Raw genomic sequence first — 15685 nt, forward strand, 5'->3', positions numbered from 1 at the left:
ATCCTCCTTGAAGTCACATCCCGTTTCGGACTCCCGTCAGCTTTGCGACCTGGCCGTCGCTTCCCTGGAAGACAGCAAGGCTGAAGCCATTCAGGTCATCGACCTGACCGATCGCTCCACCTTCGCCGACTACATGATTGTTGCCAGCGGCAGCTCCACCCGCCAGGTCAAGGCGATGGCCGACCGGCTCGTCCAGCGCGCCAAGGCCGCAGACCAGGCCCCGCTCGGGGTCGAAGGCGACCGCGAGGCCGAGTGGGTGCTGGTGGACCTGGCCGATGTCGTGGTTCACCTGATGCTGCCGCAGACCCGCGCGTTCTACAATCTCGAGAAGCTTTGGTCTACGGCGCTGCCGGCGCACTCGTCTTCCGCTCAGGCCTGATGAAGCCTGGGCGGTCGCCATGAAGCTGGTGGTGGCAGCCGTCGGCCAGCGCATGCCGGACTGGATCAAGGCCGGATGGAACGAATACGCTCGGCGATTCCCGCCGCATCTGGCGCTGGAACTGGTTGAAGTGCCGGCAGCCGGCCGTGCCGGGGCCGGGCGCGCGCGCGAGCTGGAATCCGAAAGGCTCGGGGCCCGGGTGCCGGCACAGGCCGCGCGGGTGGCGCTCCACGGGTCACGTCAGGGCTGGTCGACCGAGGAACTGGCCGAGCGCCTGGCCGGCTGGCTGCAGGAAGGTGATCCGGTCTGGTTTTTTATCGGCGGCGCAGAAGGGCTGGCGCCGGACTTGCGCAGCACCTGTCGCGTTCGCTGGTCGCTGGGCCCGGCGGTCTATCCGCACATGCTGGTGCGGGTCATCGTGGCCGAGCAACTGTACCGGGCCAATAGCCTGCTCAGCGGTCATCCCTACCACCGTGGTTGAGCGTTCTCTGATTCTGGCCTCGGCTTCGCCCCGTCGGCGCGAGTTGCTCGATCGCTGCGGCGTGCCTTTCACGGTGGTGGCGTCGGCAATCGATGAGAGCGTGGAGGGCGATGAAGCGCCTGCCGATTATGTGCTTCGTGTGGCCCGTGCCAAGGCGGTTGCCGTGCATCGCCGGCATGCCGGCAGTTTCGTGCTTGGCGCGGACACCAGCGTGGTGGCGGCGGGCCGGATCCTCGGCAAGCCTGCCGACGCCGACCAGGCGCGGGACATGCTGCGCCAGCTTTCCGGGCGATGCCACGAGGTGATTTCGGCGGTGGTGCTGCTGAGTCCCGACGGCCGCAAAACGGAGCGGCTGAGCATCACGCAGGTCGAGTTCGGTCTTGTGCACGAGGCCTGGATTGATGCTTATGTGGCGACCGGCGACTGCATGGACAAGGCGGGCGCCTACGGCATTCAGAATCAGGCCGGACTGTGGATTCGTCGGCTGACGGGCAGCTATACCGGCGTCGTGGGGTTGCCGCTGTTCGAAACCGCGCAACTGCTGCGCGAGGCCGGTCTGGTGGAGTTCTGAAAGCGATGAGCGTGCGCGTTCCCTCGCCCGCCCCGGTGCTATGCTTCGACCTGCCCAGCATGAGGAAAGGCGGTTGGACAGCGGCCGCCGAACAAGCCAGTGAGCGATGAAATCCTGATCAACGTTACCCCGACCGAAAGCCGGGTCGCGGTGGTGGAAAATGGCCTGCTCCAGGAGCTCTACCTGGAGCGTTGCGGCGACGGCGGCTACGTCGGCAACATCTACATGGGTCGAATCGAGCGGGTGTTGCCCGGCATGCAGGCGGCTTTCGTCAATATCGGTCTGGAACGCACCGCGTTTCTGCACGCCAACGACATCATGCCGCGCCAGCCCGAGCTGACCGAAGCCGGTGAGCCCGTGGAGATCCCGCCGATTACAGACCTGATTCGCCAGGGCGAGAACGTGCTGGTCCAGGTCATCAAGGATCCGCTGGGCAGCAAGGGCGCCCGGCTGACCACCCAGTTAAGCATTCCCTCGCGCTACCTCGTCCTGCTGCCGGGGGTGGACAATATTGGCGTGTCGGTGCGCATCGAGGCCGAGGCCGAGCGCGAGCGTCTGCGCGGGCTCGTTCGCAAGCTGGTCGGCGAGGACAGCAAAGCCGGCTTCATCCTGCGGACCAACGCCGAAGACGTCGACGAGGGGTCTTTGGCGCGCGACCTGGAGTATCTGCGCCGGCTGTGGAAGCGGATCGACGCCGGCATGCAGGGCGCCGAAGCCGGCCAGTGCGTTTACGAGGATCTTTCCCTGCCGTTTCGGTCGCTGCGCGATCTGATGCATGCCGGCGTGGAGAAGGTGCGCATCGACGTTGCCGCCAGCGTGCGCGAGGCGCAGACGTTTGCCGGCGAGTTCTTCCCCGACTGGGTCGATCGAATCGAACTGTACGAGGGGGAGGGGCCGCTGTTCGATCTGTACGGCGTCGAAGACGAGATCGAGCGTGCCTTGAGCCGCACCGTGCCGCTGAAATCGGGTGGCCACCTGACCATCGACCAGACCGAGGCAATGACGACCGTCGACGTCAACACGGGCGGCTATGTCGGCTTCCGCAACCTCGAAGACACAATCTACAAGACTAACCTCGAGGCGGCCCAGGCGATCGCTCGGCAGCTGCGTTTGCGCAACCTCGGCGGCATCATCATCATCGACTTCATCGACATGGAAGAAGATGACCACCGGCGGCAGGTTCTGCGCACCCTGCAGCGGGCGTTGGAGCGCGATCATGCGCGCACTTCCGTTTCCGAGATCTCCGCGCTCGGTCTGGTGGAAATGACCCGAAAGCGCACCACAGAAAGTCTCGAACACCGTCTGTGCCAGCCTTGTCCAGCCTGCGGGGGATTGGGCCGGGTCAAGAGCGTTGACACCGTTTGCTCGGAAATTTTCCGCGAGATTCTCCGGGCGGTGCGCCAGTTCGAGACTGGTGAGCTGCGCGTCATGGCCAGCCCGTCGGTGGTGGAGCGGATCATGGAAGACCAGCACCGCACCATCGCCGAGTTGACCGAGCAGCTGCGCACCACCATCTGTTTTCAGCCTGAAGAACAGTACGGCCAGGAACAGTTCGACGTCGTTTTGCTTTGACTGAAAGCTCGTCGCCATCTCGCCTTGCGCGCCTGGCAAGACGCCTTCGCGCCCTGGGGCTGACCACGCTGGCCGTCATCATCATTGCGACGGCGGTGCTGGTCGGCATCGGCCGGACCCTGCTTCCCCATGCCGATCAGCTGCGGCCGTGGCTGGAGCGACAGTTGAGTGAGCGCTTCGGCCAGACCGTAGAGCTGGAGCAGGTGCAGGCCCAGTGGCCGCGACTGACGCCCAGCCTGACGCTAATCGGTTTGCAGGTCGGCGCCGACCAGGCACAGGGCCTGGGGATCGACGCTGCGCGGCTGGAATTCCATCTGCCCAACCTGTTCGATCCCGGGGCCAACCTGATGCGTCTGGTGGTGCTGGGACCGGAGGTGCTTTTCGCGCAGGACGCAGACGGGCAATGGGGGCTTGAGCTTGCCACCGGCGTGATGATGCGCGGCGGAATGAGCGAGCCCGGCCTGCCCGGCCTGGACGTTCTCCTCCGCGATGCCCGGCTTCGTGCCAGGCCCCGGATCGGGCCGGAGTTTGCGCTGCTCGTACCCGAGGGGGGGATTCGACGCGACGGGGAGCAGACTCTGCTCTACGGCAGTTTGCAGGCCGGTCCGGATCGGAGTCGGCGCGATGGCATCCGGTTGCGGCTGCACCATCCGGACGGCCAGTGGCGGGCGGCCGATGGCTGGCTGGGCATTGAGGGTCTGGCCCTGGCTGACTGGTTGCCGGGGATCGATGCCGGATCGGAGCTGGCGTCGGTCCGCGTGGATCTGGAGAGCTGGCTGCACTGGTCGGCGGCCGACGATGAACTCCGGGTGGACCTGGACTTCGACCTGCGTCCTGGCGAAGATGCGGCCCCGCTCGCCGGTCAGGCGATGGTGGTGCGAAACGGTCAGGTTCTGCAGGCGCAAATCGATCGCCTGACGCGGTCCGGCGAGCCGGTTGCCGAAGGGTTGGCGCTGGCTCGCGATCAGCGCCGTTGGGCGCTGGCGGCCGATGCGCTGGATCTGGGCGGGCTGTACGAGGTTCTGGATCCCTGGCTCGGGTTCCTCGATGGCTGGCCTGAAGCCGTGGACGGTCGAGTTCATGATCTGATCTTGGGTCTGGATAGTCCATGGAGCCTGCATGCGGCACAGGGACGGATTGATCAGCTGTCGTTTGCCCTTCCGGATCCGTTTCCCAGTGTCGATTCGGTCGACCTGCGCTTCGATCGGCTCGGTGATCGGCTGGTCGTCGCACCTTCCGGACAGCCGGTCATCCGCTGGCCCCATCTTCTCCGCGGCGAGGTTGCGCTCGACGATATTGCCGGACGCGTCGTGCTGGGTCGCGACAGCGTCGAACTGCGCGGTCTGAGCCTCGACAGCGCGGTCGCGGCTGCATCGGCCGACGGCTGGATCTACCTCGAGCAGCCACGACCGTTTCTGGACCTGTTCATCCGCGCCGATCGCGTCGGTCCCGTGGACCCGCGCCCCTATCTGCCCCACCGCATCATCCCGCCACCGGCCATGCGCTGGCTGGACCAGGCGCTGGTCGGGGTCGGAGATGCCCACGGTCACGTCAACCTGCATTTGCGCGCCGGTACCCGCACGCGCGCTTTGCACCCGGGCTCTTACCAGGCGCATATCGACTTTCGCGATGTTGATCTCGATTACTGGCCTGACTGGCCAAATGCGCGCAAGCTGGGCGGGCAGGTCGACTTTGTTGGCAGGCGCTTGTCGGGGCGGGTCGAGCAGGGCCGCCTGGGAGAGATTGATGTGGCAGCCCGCGAGGTCCAGATTGCCGATCTGGTGGCACCTGAACTGAGTCTGCAACTGACCTCGAACCAGACCGATGCCGGTGATCTTGCGACGACGCTGTCCGAGATTCCTGTCACCGGCTGGCAGGCCGTGCTTGAGCCCATGCGCTGGTCCGGACCGATGGATCTGGAGGTGGCGCTCAACTTGCCTTTCCGGCGCATGCGTGACTGGACGATCGCCGGCTCGGCCCGACTGGACGATGCCAACCTGGAGCTGCCCGTGATCGACGCTCGGCTGGACTCGATCGCGGCAGCCATCGACTTCGACCAGGCCGGGATCGATCCGGTCCGGCTCGAGGCCGAGCTGGCCGGGCAGCGGCAGGAACTGAACTTGTCGGCCGGTTTCGAGGCGCCGGCCTGGCTGGCGCTGTCGGGCTCGCTCAATCCTGCCGGTCTGATGCCGCGAACCGGTTTGCCGGGCGCCCTTGCACAACGCATGACGGGGGCAAGCGATTGGCGATACCGGCTCGAGGGCAATGACGGTGGAGGTCTCCGGATGACCCTCGCCGGCGACCTGGACGGTCTCGCCCTGGACTGGCCTGCGCCCTTTGCCAAACCGGCGTCGGTCGCCTGGCCGCTCGAGGCCGAACTGATGGTCGCGGGTGATGCGCTTGATCTGGGCTTCCGGCTGGATGATCTCGTCTCGGGTCAGGTGGCCGTGGGCGAGAACCACTGGTCGACGGCGCTGGCGTTTGGAGGACAGACTGCAACGCTGCCCGCGCCGCCCGGACTGACGGTGTCGGGGCAGGTCGATGCGCTGGCGCTGGATGACTGGTTCGCCTTGCTGGAAGTCCCGGCAGAAGGCGCGCGACTGGTCGGGCCGTCGCGGCTGGAGGTCGACCTGGCGGCTGAACGGGTCGGTCTGGCCGGCATCAGGACAGGGCCAGCGCGGCTGTCGATGAGCCGGGCGGACGACCTCCTGACCATGGCGATGGAAAGTCCCGAGCTGGCTGGCACCCTGAGCGTGCCGATTCGAGCGGCGGCCGGTCGGGCCATCGTCGCCGACCTGGCTTGGATGCACCTGCCGCCGGGCGTTGATCAGAGGCTTGCGCGGAACTGGGAGGCGCAGTTGCCGGCCGGGCAGACCAGCCGCTTCAGCCCGGTGGGCCTGCCACCGTTTTCGGTGGTGGTCGAGGAGTTGCGTCGGGGAGATCTTGAGCTCGGCCGCCTGCGTCTCGAAGCCCACCCGGTCGCGGATGGGCTTGAAGTGGAACTGCTGGATATCAGCGGGCCGGACCTGCGGCTGCAGGGAACCGGGCGCTGGCTGGATACCGGTGCCGGTCCAGACTCGCAGTTCGCGGGCCGGATCAGTACCCCGAGCCTCAGCGCGCTGTTGACTGCCGCCGGCTACGATCCCGGCATTCAGGCCAGCCGGGCCCAGGTCGATCTGGATGTGCGGTGGCCGGGCGCGCCCAGTGATTTCTCCATGAGCCGGCTGCTCGGAAGCTTGGCGTTGTGGATCGACGACGGGCAGATTCCGGAAGCCCGCCCCGGTGCCGGCCGTCTGCTGGGCCTGGTCAGTTTCAACGCCATTCCGCGGCGCCTGATGCTGGATTTTCGCGACGTGTTCAGCCCCGGGATGCGCTTCGATGAGATTGAGGGATCCTTCGATCTGGCCGGCGGGAAAGCCCGGACGGACGGCCTCGTGCTTCGCTCCACCGCCGCGGTGATGACCATCATCGGTCAGACTGACATGGTTGCGCGCGAGTACGATCAGACCCTGCGCGTCGAGCCGGGCCTGGGTGCATCGCTGCCGGTGATCGGCGGGCTGGCCGGCGGGCCGGTCGGCGCTGCCGCCGGCCTGGTCCTGCGCCAGTTGTTCGACGGCCCGCTGCGAGATGTTGCCGAGGTCCGCTACCGCATCACCGGTTCCTGGGATTCGCCCCAGATCGAACTGGTCGATGCCCGGGTCATCGAACACGACCAAACCGATCCATCCGCCGCTCAGGATTGAATCCCCAGCCCGGCGACCGGATATAGTCGGGTCCACCTTCCACTTGGAAACGTTCATGTACGAACAAGTCCGCGATCAGCTCCTCGCACCGGCCGGGCTCGGCCATTCCGAAATCGATCTGGCGCTGGGGCGTTTGCTGGCGCGCGGCATCGACTTCGGTGAGCTGTATTTCCAGCGCCGGGTCCGTGAGGGCTGGGTGCTCGAGGACGGCAGCGTCAAGAACGGCAGCTGGGACGTGGACCAGGGAGTGGGCGTGCGCGCCGTCGCCGGCACCGGTACCGGCTTTGCCTACGCCGACAGCCTGGCCCTGCCGGCGCTGCTGGATGCCGCCGACAGCGCCCGCGCGATCAGCCGGAAGGCCGGCGACGGTCGGGTCCGGGCGATCAGGGTCCAGAACGGTCCGGCCCGCTACCTGGCAGCCGATCCGACCGCCGAAGGCAACTCGGCCGAGCGGGTCGAACTGCTGCGCACCATTGATGCCTATGTGCGCTCACTCGACAGCCGCGTCAGCCAGGCGACGGTCTCGCTGTCGGCCAGCCAGGACCAGATCGTGGTGGCCGCCACCGACGGCACGCTGGCCGGCGACCAGCGCCCGCTGGTGCGGCTTGATATCCGGGTGCTGATGGAACAGGGCGACCGGCGCGAGCAGGGCTTCAGCGGCGGCGGCGGGCGCTACGGTCTGGCGGATCTGACCGATCCCGAAGTTTGGCAGGAATACGCCCGCGAAGCGGTGCGGCAGGCCACGATCAACCTGGGCGCCGAACCGGCCCCGGCCGGCCACATGACGGTGGTGCTGGGTGCCGGCTGGCCGGGCGTGCTGCTGCACGAGGCGGTCGGCCATGGTCTGGAGGGTGATTTCAACCGCAAGGGCATCTCGGCCTTCAGCGGCCGCATGGGCGAACAGGTGGCGACATCGGAATGCACGGTGGTCGATGACGGCACCCTGGACAGCCGGCGCGGTTCGCTGAGCATCGATGATGAAGGCACGCCCAGCGGCTGCACCACGCTGATCGAGAAGGGCCGACTGGTCGGCTACATGCAAGACAAGCTCAATGCCCGGTTGATGGGCGTTGAATCCACCGGCAATGGTCGCCGCGAATCCTTTGCCCACCTGCCGATGCCGCGCATGACCAATACCTACATGCTGCCCGGGCAGCACGATCCGGGCGAGATCATCGCTTCGGTCGACGACGGTATCTACGCGGTCAACTTCAACGGTGGCCAGGTCGACATCACTTCGGGCAAGTTCGTTTTTGCCGCTTCCGAGGCCTACCGCATCCGCAACGGCAAGGTCGGCCCGGCGATCAAGGGCGCGACCCTGATCGGCAATGGCCCCGACGTTCTGACCCGGGTCGGCATGGTCGGCAACGACCTGGCGCTGGACACCGGGGTCGGCGTGTGCGGCAAGGAGGGCCAGAGTCTGCCGGTCGGCGTTGGTCAGCCCACCCTGCGGGTCGACGGCCTGACGGTGGGGGGCACTTCGTGAGCCGCGTTGACCTGCTCGCCGAAGGTGGCGTGACCGGGCTGCTGGACGATCCTGAGCGAGAAAATGAGCTGTTGACCGGCATTGCCCGCCGAATGCTGGATCGCGCCGCCCGGCGGGGCGCCGACCAGGCCGAGGTCGGGGTCAGTTCCGGTCTCAACCGCGAAGCCGGCGTGCGGCTCGGTGAGGTCGAGGTGCTTGAAGAGGCGCGCGATCGCGGCGTGCGGGTAACCGTGTACCGCGACGGCTGCTCGGGCTCTGCCAGCACCGGTGATCTGCGCCCGGAGATTCTTGACCAGACCGTGGACCGCGCGCTTGCGATCGCGCGCCATACCCAGCTTGATCCGGCCTCCGGCCTGGCCGAGGCCGAACTCATGGCCACTTCGCTGCCGGACCTGGATCTCTGGCATCCCCTGGATGTCAGCATGGACACGCTCATCCGGCGGGCCCAGGAGATCGAGCAGGCAGGCCGCGGGGGTGATAAGCGGATTTCCAACTCCGAGGGTGCCAGCGTGTCGGCCGAGGCCGCACTGAGCGTGTACGCCAACAGCCATGGCTTTCTTGGCAGCCAGCGCGGAACCCGCTACTCGCAGCACTGCATCCTGATCGCCGCCGACGATTCCGGGATGCAGCGTGACTACGACTGGGACGCCCGTCGGCGCTTCGACCAGCTGGCCGATCCGGCTACGACCGGGCGCGAGGCCGCGCGCCGGACGGCGGCCCGCCTGGGCGTGCGGCGCATGCCGACCGGACGCTTTCCGGTGCTGTTCGTGCCCGAGGTGGCGCGCGGCTTGATCGGGCACCTGGTGGGCGCGGTTTCCGGCGGTCAGCTTTATCGCCGCGCCAGCTTTCTGCTCGATTCGCTGGGCTCACGGGTGCTGCCCGAATGGGCGTCGCTGATCGAGTCGCCCCGTCTTCCGGGCGGGCCGGCGTCATCGGCTTTCGACGGCGACGGTGTGGCCACGAAGGACTCGGCGCTGGTCGCTCAGGGCATCCTCGAGCGCTACGTGCTCGGCAGCTATTCGGCCCGTCGTCTGGGCCTGACCACCACGGCCAACGCCGGGGGCGTGCGCAACCTGCGCTTTTCCGGCGGCGGGCACTCATACGATGATCTGGTGGCCGAATTGGGGCGCGGTCTGATCGTGACCGAGGTCATGGGCCAGGGGGTCAACCTGGTCACCGGCGACTACTCGCGCGGCGCGGCCGGTTTCTGGGTCGAAAACGGCGAGATCGCCTGGCCGGTCGAGGAAATCACCATTGCCGGCCACCTGCGCGAGATGCTGACCGGCCTGCGCGCGGCCGGAATCGATCACGACGAGCGCCGGAGTATCCAGGTGCCGTCGCTGCTGGTCGATGAAATGACCGTCGCCGGGCAGGACGCCTGAGGGTTCTTACAGAGCCTCGGACGCGAAATCGGCCAGGCGCGAGCGCTCACCGCGCCGGAGCGTGACGTGTCCGGCGTGCGGCCAGTGCTTGAACCGGTCGACGGCAAATGTCAGCCCGGATGTGGTCTCGGTCAGGTAGGGCGTGTCGATCTGCTCGACGTTGCCCAGGCAGATGATTTTGGTTCCGGGACCGGCGCGGGTGACCAGGGTCTTCATCTGCTTGGGGGTGATGTTCTGGGCCTCGTCGATGATCAGATAGCGGTTGAGGAAGGTCCGTCCGCGCATGAAGTTCAGCGAGCGGATCTTGATGCGTGAGGCCAGCAGGTCGTTGGTCGCGGCCCGGCCCCATTCACCGCCGTGGCCGTCGGCCTCGGTCAGCACCTCCAGGTTGTCGGTCAGCGCGCCCATCCACGGCGTCATCTTTTCTTCTTCGGTACCGGGCAGGTAGCCGATTTCATCACCGACCGAAACCGTCGCCCGGGTCATGATGATCTCGCGATAGTGCTTGTCGTCCAGCGTCTGGGCCAGTCCAGCGGCCAGGGCCAGCAGGGTTTTGCCGGTGCCGGCAGTGCCAAGCAGGGTGACGAAATCGATTTGCGGATCCATCAGCAGGTTGAGGGCGAAGTTCTGCTCGGGGTTGCGTGCCCGGATGCCCCAGACATCGTGCTGACTGCGGCGGTAATCGCGCGCTACTTCCAGGATGACCTGGTGTTCCTCGACCCGACGAACCAGCGCCTCGATACCGCTGTCGCCGGCCAGGCGCAGGCACTGGTTGGGGTGCCAGTCCTCCTCGTCACCGCGCCGGATGCGGTAGAAGGTGCGACCGTCCTCGGTCCAGGAATGTTCGGGTTGGTGAAGATCCCAGAAACTGTGGTCGAGCTCGCGCATGCCGGTATACAGCAGACTCAGGTCATCGAGCGCGCGATCGTTGTGATAGTCCTCGGCCAGCAGGCCGTGGATGGCGGCCTTGATGCGCAGGTTAATGTCCTTGGAGACCAGCACAACCTGCTTTTCCGGGTGCCTGCGGGTCAGACTCAGCGCGGCCAGAAGAATCTTGTTGTCGGCCACCGACTGGTCACCGACCAGCTCGTCGACGCTGCCGAGCTGGTCGGTCTGGAAGAACAGTCGGCCCGTGCCGACCTTGAGCTTCAGCCCGTCCGGCTCGGTCAGGGCGAGGCCCTGTTCAAGGTCGGCGCCTTCCCCCATGAGGTGGCCGATAAAACGACTGGCCTGGCGGACGTTTCTGGCGACCTCGGACAAGCCCTTCTTGGCCCGGTCCAGTTCCTCGAGCACGATCATCGGCAAAAACACGTCGTGTTCGGCGAACCGGAACAGGGCGGTCGGATCGTGCATCAGGACATTGGTGTCGAGCAGGTACAGACGCCGACATTCGCTCATGGTCGTTGCAGCTCCATCTTAAAAAGGGTCAGCCCAGCTTTTGCACTTCCGCCAGCACGGCCTCGACGTGGCCTGGCACCTTGACCTTTCGCCATTCGGTGACCAGCTTCCCGTCGGCGTCGAACAGGAAGCTGCTGCGCTCGATCCCCATGACTTTCTTGCCGTACATGTTCTTTTCCTTGATGACGTCGAACTGACGGCACAGCGTCTCGTCGGTGTCGGCGATCAGCGGGAACGGAAAATCGAACTTGGCGCTGAACTTTTGATGGCTGGCCAGCGTGTCGCGCGACACGCCAACGATCTGGCAGTCGTGCTTGCGGAAATCCTGGTAGTGGTCGCGAAAGGCCTCGCCTTCGCGGGTACAGCCGGGCGTGTTGTCGCGCGGATAGAAATAGATGACCACCGGTTTTCCGCGCAGCTCGGTGAGGCTGAGTTCACCCTCGGGGGTGGCCGGCAGGGCGGGGGAATTCAAGTCGCGGTAGGAATCGGTCATTGGGGTCCATTCGTGAGAAAACCAGCAGCGATCGTAGCAGGGACGTTGTCAGCGAGCGATCGGTTCGATCTGCAGCATAGTGGCCTGTCCATCTGTCCGCAAGCGCGTCCGGCTCGACTCAGATCCCGCTCGGAACTTAAGTTCTTTTTAGCATCCAGCGCAAAGCGCTACCGGTAGAATACGGCCTTTGAACAACACACCATCGACCGGTGTACTTGGAGCCTGGGATTTGAATCGAGCCATCGAGAAGATTTTGCTGCCGATCGCGGGCGCCGTGTTGCTGACCGCATGTGCCGTTGGTGATAGCGATCCGATTTATCTAGACAGCGCGGAAGTCGATCCGATTCGCACACCGCCTGAACTGGACGAGCCGCCGGTCCGGGGCACTTACCGGGTCGCCGGGGTCTATTTGCCGCAAATGGCCGGTCAGAGCGAGGATCGACCGCCGCGCGTTCTGTCGAGCGCCGAGGCCGAAGCTTCGCGATCTCACATCCGCTTCGGCGAGCGCGGTCTCTACCTTGAGGTCGAGGACGAATTGGACAGTGTCTGGCGGCGGCTGGGCTTTACTCTGAACCGCGGTGACATGGAGCTCGAGCAGGCCGATGCCGACGACCGGGAGTATGCGTTCCGGTTCCAGCACGATCCAATCGTGATCGATCGCACAGGCTTTGCCCGTCTGGCGTTCTGGCAAAGCCGTGAGCGCATCGATCACAGCGGGCGTTTTGTCGTCGAGCTGCAACCGGTCGGCGAGGCCTCCACGCGGGTCAACCTGCTCGATGAAAACGGCGAGCTGGTCGACATGGCTCGCGCCGAATACGTGTTATCGATTCTGCGCGAGCGCCTGGGCTGAGGATCGAAATCGGCGCTTTCAGCGCTCCAGCAGTTTGCGCTTGTCGGGAACGTCTTCCCACTGCTTGGCATCGTCCGGGGCGGCTTTCATTTCGGTGATGACCGGCCACTGCAGCGATAACTCGGCGTTGAGCTCGAGAAATTCCTGCTGGTCGGCCGGCAAATCATCTTCCGGGTAGATCGCTTCGACCGGACATTCGGGCTCGCACAGGGTGCAATCGATGCACTCTTCAGGATCGATCACGAGGAAGTTCGGCCCTTCGTGGAAGCAGTCGACAGGGCAAACCTCGACGCAGTCGGTGTATTTGCACTTGATGCAGTTTTCGGTAACGACGAATGTCATGACGATGAGAATTCCGCTGGATTCAGGATTCCGTTGCCGGGCCCGGATTGAAATGGCCCGAAGATGATAAACTGGCAGACTTAAAAGTTTATCAAAACACTCTCTTGAATACCCGCCCCGCTACGCTACCCGGCTCAATGCCCGGCCTGATGACAATCGAGCGCGCCGAACACGGCATCCAGCCGCGGCATGTCAGCGCCAATGCCCTGAAAGTCATCGAGCGCCTGCAGGACGCCGGGTTTAAGGCCTATCTCGTGGGTGGTTGCATTCGAGACCTCCTGCTGGGCGCTCAACCGAAGGATTTCGACGTGGCGACCAGTGCCACGCCGGAAGAAATCCGCGAACTGTTCCGCAACGCCCGCCTGATCGGTCGGCGCTTTCGCCTGGCCCACGTGCGCTTCGGTCGCGAGATCATCGAAGTGGCCACCTTTCGCGGCCCGGGCGATAGTGATGTGGGCGATGCCGACCGGGTGGTCGAGAAAGGCCGTCTGACCCGGGATAACGTATTCGGCAGCGAGGAAGAAGACGCGATTCGGCGTGATTTCACCATCAATGCGCTGATGTATGACCCGGCTACGGAGACCATCCGCGACCACGTGGGTGGCTACGTCGATGTGCTCGAGCGCCGCCTGCGCCTGATCGGCGATCCGGTGACCCGCTACCGTGAAGACCCGGTGCGCCTGCTGCGCGCAATCCGTTTCATGGTCAAGCTGGATCTGAACATGGAGCCGGATACCGCCGGACCAATCGTGTCGATGGCGCCGCTGCTCGACGGCATCCCGCCGGCGCGCCTGTTCGACGAGATTTTGAAACTGTTCATGTCCGGCAAGGCCTGGCCGACCTACCAGGCCCTGGTTCGCCAGGCGCTGTGGCCGCAGTTGTTCCCGGGCCTGTTCGAGGATCCCGCCAGCCCGCCGAAACTGGTCGAAAATGCCCTCAAGAGCACGGATCGCCGGGTGGCAGAGGGCCTGCCCGTCACCCCGGGATTTTTGTTTGCCGCGTTTTTGTGGCAGCGTGTACGTGCCGCCGCAGAAGCGATGGTCGAAGATGGGGTGCCGCCGGTCGACGCGCTGGCCGCTGCCGGGGAGGAGGCCATCGTGGCCCAGGCCAGAAAGGTCGCACTGCACCGGCGGTTTTCGACCATCGCCAAGGAAATCTGGTGCATGCAGCCGCGCTTTCGCAAGCGCCGCGGCAAGCGCGCGCTGCGCCTGATCAACGAACGGCGTTTTCGGGCGGCCTATGATTTCCTGCTGCTGCGCGTCGACGAGGAGCCCGAGCTGGCTGAGCTGGCCCAGTGGTGGACCGATGTGCAGGCCGTCGAAACCGACGACCGCGCCAGCATGGTCGAGTCGGCGCCTGGCGGCGGCGCCAAGCGCCGTCGCCGCCCGCGTCGCCGGAAACCTGCCCAATCGACGTGAGCCGGGCCTGGATCGGCCTGGGCGCCAACCTGGGCCGGCCGAAAAACACCCTGGAAATGGCGCTGTCCGCGCTGGAGGCGCTGCCGGCCACGCGCCTGCTGGCGGCGTCGCCGGCCTACTGGACGGCGCCGTGGGGGCTGACCGATCAGCCGGAGTTTCTCAATGCCGTCGTCTGTGTGCAGACCGATCAGGGCCCGATCGAGCTGCTGCGCGATTTGCTGGCCTTGGAGTCGGGACTGGGGCGAGCGCGTACCGGACCGCGCTGGGGCCCGCGCGAGATCGACCTGGACTTGCTGCTGTTCGACGATCGAGTGCTGGATTCGGCCGAACTGACCCTCCCGCATCCGCGCATGCATCAGCGCGCCTTTGTGCTCGTGCCACTGGCCGACCTCGCGCCCGACTTGCATGTTCCCGACCGCGGCAAGGTCTCGGAACTGCTGGCGTCTCTGCCCGACGAGGAGCTCGACGGTGTCCGGCCTGCGGGCGTGCTCAGGTCAGCGCCACGCCCTTGACCGAAGCCCAGACCCGATCGCCGAGCGCCAGTTCGAGCTGGCGTCGCGAGCGCTGGGTGATCCGGGACAGCAGATACTGGTCACCCAGCTGCAGTTTGAGCAGGCAGTGACCCGGGTGCGGGTCGTCGATAATTTCCTTGATCGTGCATTCCACGCAGTTGAGGATGCTGCTCGGCAGGGGCGGCTGACGGGCGACGGAGACGTCTCTGGCCAGCACCCGCACCCGTAGCACGCCGCCGGTCGGCTCGCGGATTCGGGGTACGTACAGCATTCCGCCGGGCAGGTGGATGCAGCTCAGGTGTTCGTCGTCCAGGTGGCTTAGCGCATTTCCGATGAGCACGGCCGAGGCCTGCTCACCGTGCACCAGCGGCAGGTCGGCGCGGGTGATCAGCTCGCGCAAGGGCCCCTCGGCGCGGATCACGCCGTCTTCCATGAACAGCATATGGTCGGCCAGCCGCGACACCTCCTCGATTGCGTGGCTGACATAGAGGACCGGCACGGAAAGGTCTTCGTGGAGGCGCTCGAAGTAAGGCAGGATTTCGGCCTTGCTGATCTCGTCCAGGGCCGCGAGCGGCTCGTCCATCAGCAGGATGCGGGGGCTGGTCAGCAAAGCCCGGCCCATGGCCACGCGCTGCCTTTGTCCGCCCGAAATCTCGGTGATCCGGCGCTCCAGCAGCGCTTCCAGCCCGAGCAACTCGGCGACATCATGCGGCTGCACGATCCGGCGGTCCTGAGCAATTCGACGGTAGCCGTACATCAGGTTGCCGAGCACGCTCAGGTGCGGGAACAACTGCCCTTCCTGGAACACGTACCCGACCGGACGCCGGTGCGCGGGAAGGAACCGCGCCTCGTCCTGCCAGCACGCTCCGTTGACCGTCAGCCGACCTTGGACTGCCGGTTCCAGCCCGGCCACGCAGCGCAGCAGGGTGGTCTTGCCGCAGCCCGAGCGCCCGAACAGTGCAGTCACGCCATGGGCCGGTACTTCGACATCCACCGTCAGCCGGAAGTCCGGACGAACAAGGTCGAACTTTAGCTGGATCGTCAACGCCGCCTCCGCT

14 protein-coding genes are annotated in these 15685 nt (G+C 65.8%); 10 read left to right on the forward strand and 4 right to left on the reverse strand.

Annotated features, from left to right (window positions below; genetic code table 11):
- Positions 1-7: 7 nt before the first annotated feature.
- The 7 genes from rsfS (at position 8) to pmbA (ending at position 9614) form a co-directional block, all read left to right on the forward strand.
- Positions 8-379 carry a ribosome silencing factor gene (gene rsfS, locus G3I74_RS12135; protein ID WP_239056894.1) on the forward strand — a complete coding sequence of 124 codons (372 nt, stop codon included), beginning with the start codon at positions 8-10 and terminating at the stop codon, positions 377-379.
- A gap of 19 nt (positions 380-398) precedes the next feature.
- Complete coding sequence (gene rlmH / locus G3I74_RS12140; RefSeq protein WP_164211877.1) at positions 399-860, forward strand: 23S rRNA (pseudouridine(1915)-N(3))-methyltransferase RlmH; 462 nt, start codon at positions 399-401, stop codon at positions 858-860.
- Positions 853-1431 (forward strand): Maf family nucleotide pyrophosphatase, encoded by a 579-nt coding sequence (locus G3I74_RS12145; protein ID WP_164211878.1) that lies wholly within the window; start codon positions 853-855, stop codon positions 1429-1431. Before rlmH ends, G3I74_RS12145 begins: the two co-directional genes overlap by 8 nt.
- A gap of 99 nt (positions 1432-1530) precedes the next feature.
- A complete protein-coding gene (gene rng, locus G3I74_RS12150) occupies positions 1531-3003 on the forward strand; it encodes a ribonuclease G (RefSeq protein WP_164211879.1) in 1473 nt (490 codons plus the stop codon).
- Positions 3000-6746: a YhdP family phospholipid transporter gene (locus tag G3I74_RS12155; RefSeq protein ID WP_164211880.1), complete on the forward strand. Its 3747-nt coding sequence runs from the start codon at positions 3000-3002 to the stop codon at positions 6744-6746. The genes rng and G3I74_RS12155 overlap by 4 nt, the downstream gene beginning before the upstream one ends.
- A 55-nt stretch (positions 6747-6801) precedes the next feature.
- Positions 6802-8232: a metalloprotease TldD gene (tldD, locus tag G3I74_RS12160; protein WP_164211881.1), complete on the forward strand. Its 1431-nt coding sequence runs from the start codon at positions 6802-6804 to the stop codon at positions 8230-8232.
- Positions 8229-9614, forward strand: coding sequence for a metalloprotease PmbA (gene pmbA / locus G3I74_RS12165; protein ID WP_338063107.1), 1386 nt, complete (start codon positions 8229-8231; stop codon positions 9612-9614). Before tldD ends, pmbA begins: the two co-directional genes overlap by 4 nt.
- Before the next feature lie 6 nt (positions 9615-9620).
- Here the strand turns inward: pmbA and G3I74_RS12170 are convergent, their stop codons facing one another.
- Both G3I74_RS12170 and G3I74_RS12175 read right to left on the reverse strand, forming a co-directional pair.
- A complete protein-coding gene (locus G3I74_RS12170) occupies positions 9621-11012 on the reverse strand; it encodes a PhoH family protein (RefSeq protein ID WP_164211882.1) in 1392 nt (463 codons plus the stop codon).
- A gap of 28 nt (positions 11013-11040) precedes the next feature.
- Positions 11041-11505, reverse strand: a complete 465-nt coding sequence (locus G3I74_RS12175) for a peroxiredoxin (RefSeq protein WP_164211883.1) — start codon at positions 11503-11505, stop codon at positions 11041-11043.
- A gap of 229 nt (positions 11506-11734) precedes the next feature.
- Between G3I74_RS12175 and G3I74_RS12180 the strand changes: the two genes are divergently transcribed.
- Positions 11735-12355, forward strand: a complete 621-nt coding sequence (locus G3I74_RS12180) for an outer membrane protein assembly factor BamC (RefSeq protein WP_164211884.1) — start codon at positions 11735-11737, stop codon at positions 12353-12355.
- 18 nt (positions 12356-12373) lie between these two features.
- Here the strand turns inward: G3I74_RS12180 and fdxA are convergent, their stop codons facing one another.
- The gene (gene fdxA, locus G3I74_RS12185; protein ID WP_164211885.1) at positions 12374-12697 is read right to left on the reverse strand and encodes a ferredoxin FdxA; all 324 of its coding nucleotides are present in this window, start codon (positions 12695-12697) and stop codon (positions 12374-12376) included.
- A 149-nt stretch (positions 12698-12846) separates the two neighbouring features.
- Between fdxA and pcnB the strand changes: the two genes are divergently transcribed.
- Together pcnB and folK are read left to right on the forward strand one after the other, a co-directional pair.
- Positions 12847-14115: a polynucleotide adenylyltransferase PcnB gene (pcnB, locus tag G3I74_RS12190; protein ID WP_239056895.1), complete on the forward strand. Its 1269-nt coding sequence runs from the start codon at positions 12847-12849 to the stop codon at positions 14113-14115.
- Positions 14112-14627 carry a 2-amino-4-hydroxy-6-hydroxymethyldihydropteridine diphosphokinase gene (gene folK, locus G3I74_RS12195; RefSeq protein ID WP_164211886.1) on the forward strand — a complete coding sequence of 172 codons (516 nt, stop codon included), beginning with the start codon at positions 14112-14114 and terminating at the stop codon, positions 14625-14627. The genes pcnB and folK overlap by 4 nt, the downstream gene beginning before the upstream one ends.
- Here the strand turns inward: folK and modC are convergent.
- Positions 14605-15672, reverse strand: a complete 1068-nt coding sequence (gene modC, locus G3I74_RS12200; protein WP_164211887.1) for a molybdenum ABC transporter ATP-binding protein — start codon at positions 15670-15672, stop codon at positions 14605-14607. The genes folK and modC overlap by 23 nt on opposite strands.
- Positions 15673-15685 lie beyond the last annotated feature (13 nt).

The sequence above is a fragment of the Wenzhouxiangella limi genome, from assembly GCF_010499265.1.
In the GTDB taxonomy this organism is placed as follows: Bacteria; Pseudomonadota; Gammaproteobacteria; order Xanthomonadales; family Wenzhouxiangellaceae; genus Wenzhouxiangella; species Wenzhouxiangella limi.

Bases quoted from the DNA above. Each gene is read 5' to 3' on its own strand.
- rlmH (WP_164211877.1), top strand. From the start codon at position 399: ATGAAGCTGGTGGTGGCAGCCGTCGGCCAGCGCATGCCGGACTGGATC.
- tldD (WP_164211881.1), top strand. From the start codon at position 6,802: ATGTACGAACAAGTCCGCGATCAGCTCCTCGCACCGGCCGGGCTCGGC.
- G3I74_RS12170 (WP_164211882.1), bottom strand. From the start codon at position 11,012: ATGAGCGAATGTCGGCGTCTGTACCTGCTCGACACCAATGTCCTGATG.
- G3I74_RS12175 (WP_164211883.1), bottom strand. From the start codon at position 11,505: ATGACCGATTCCTACCGCGACTTGAATTCCCCCGCCCTGCCGGCCACC.
- fdxA (WP_164211885.1), bottom strand. From the start codon at position 12,697: ATGACATTCGTCGTTACCGAAAACTGCATCAAGTGCAAATACACCGAC.
- pcnB (WP_239056895.1), top strand. From the start codon at position 12,847: ATGACAATCGAGCGCGCCGAACACGGCATCCAGCCGCGGCATGTCAGC.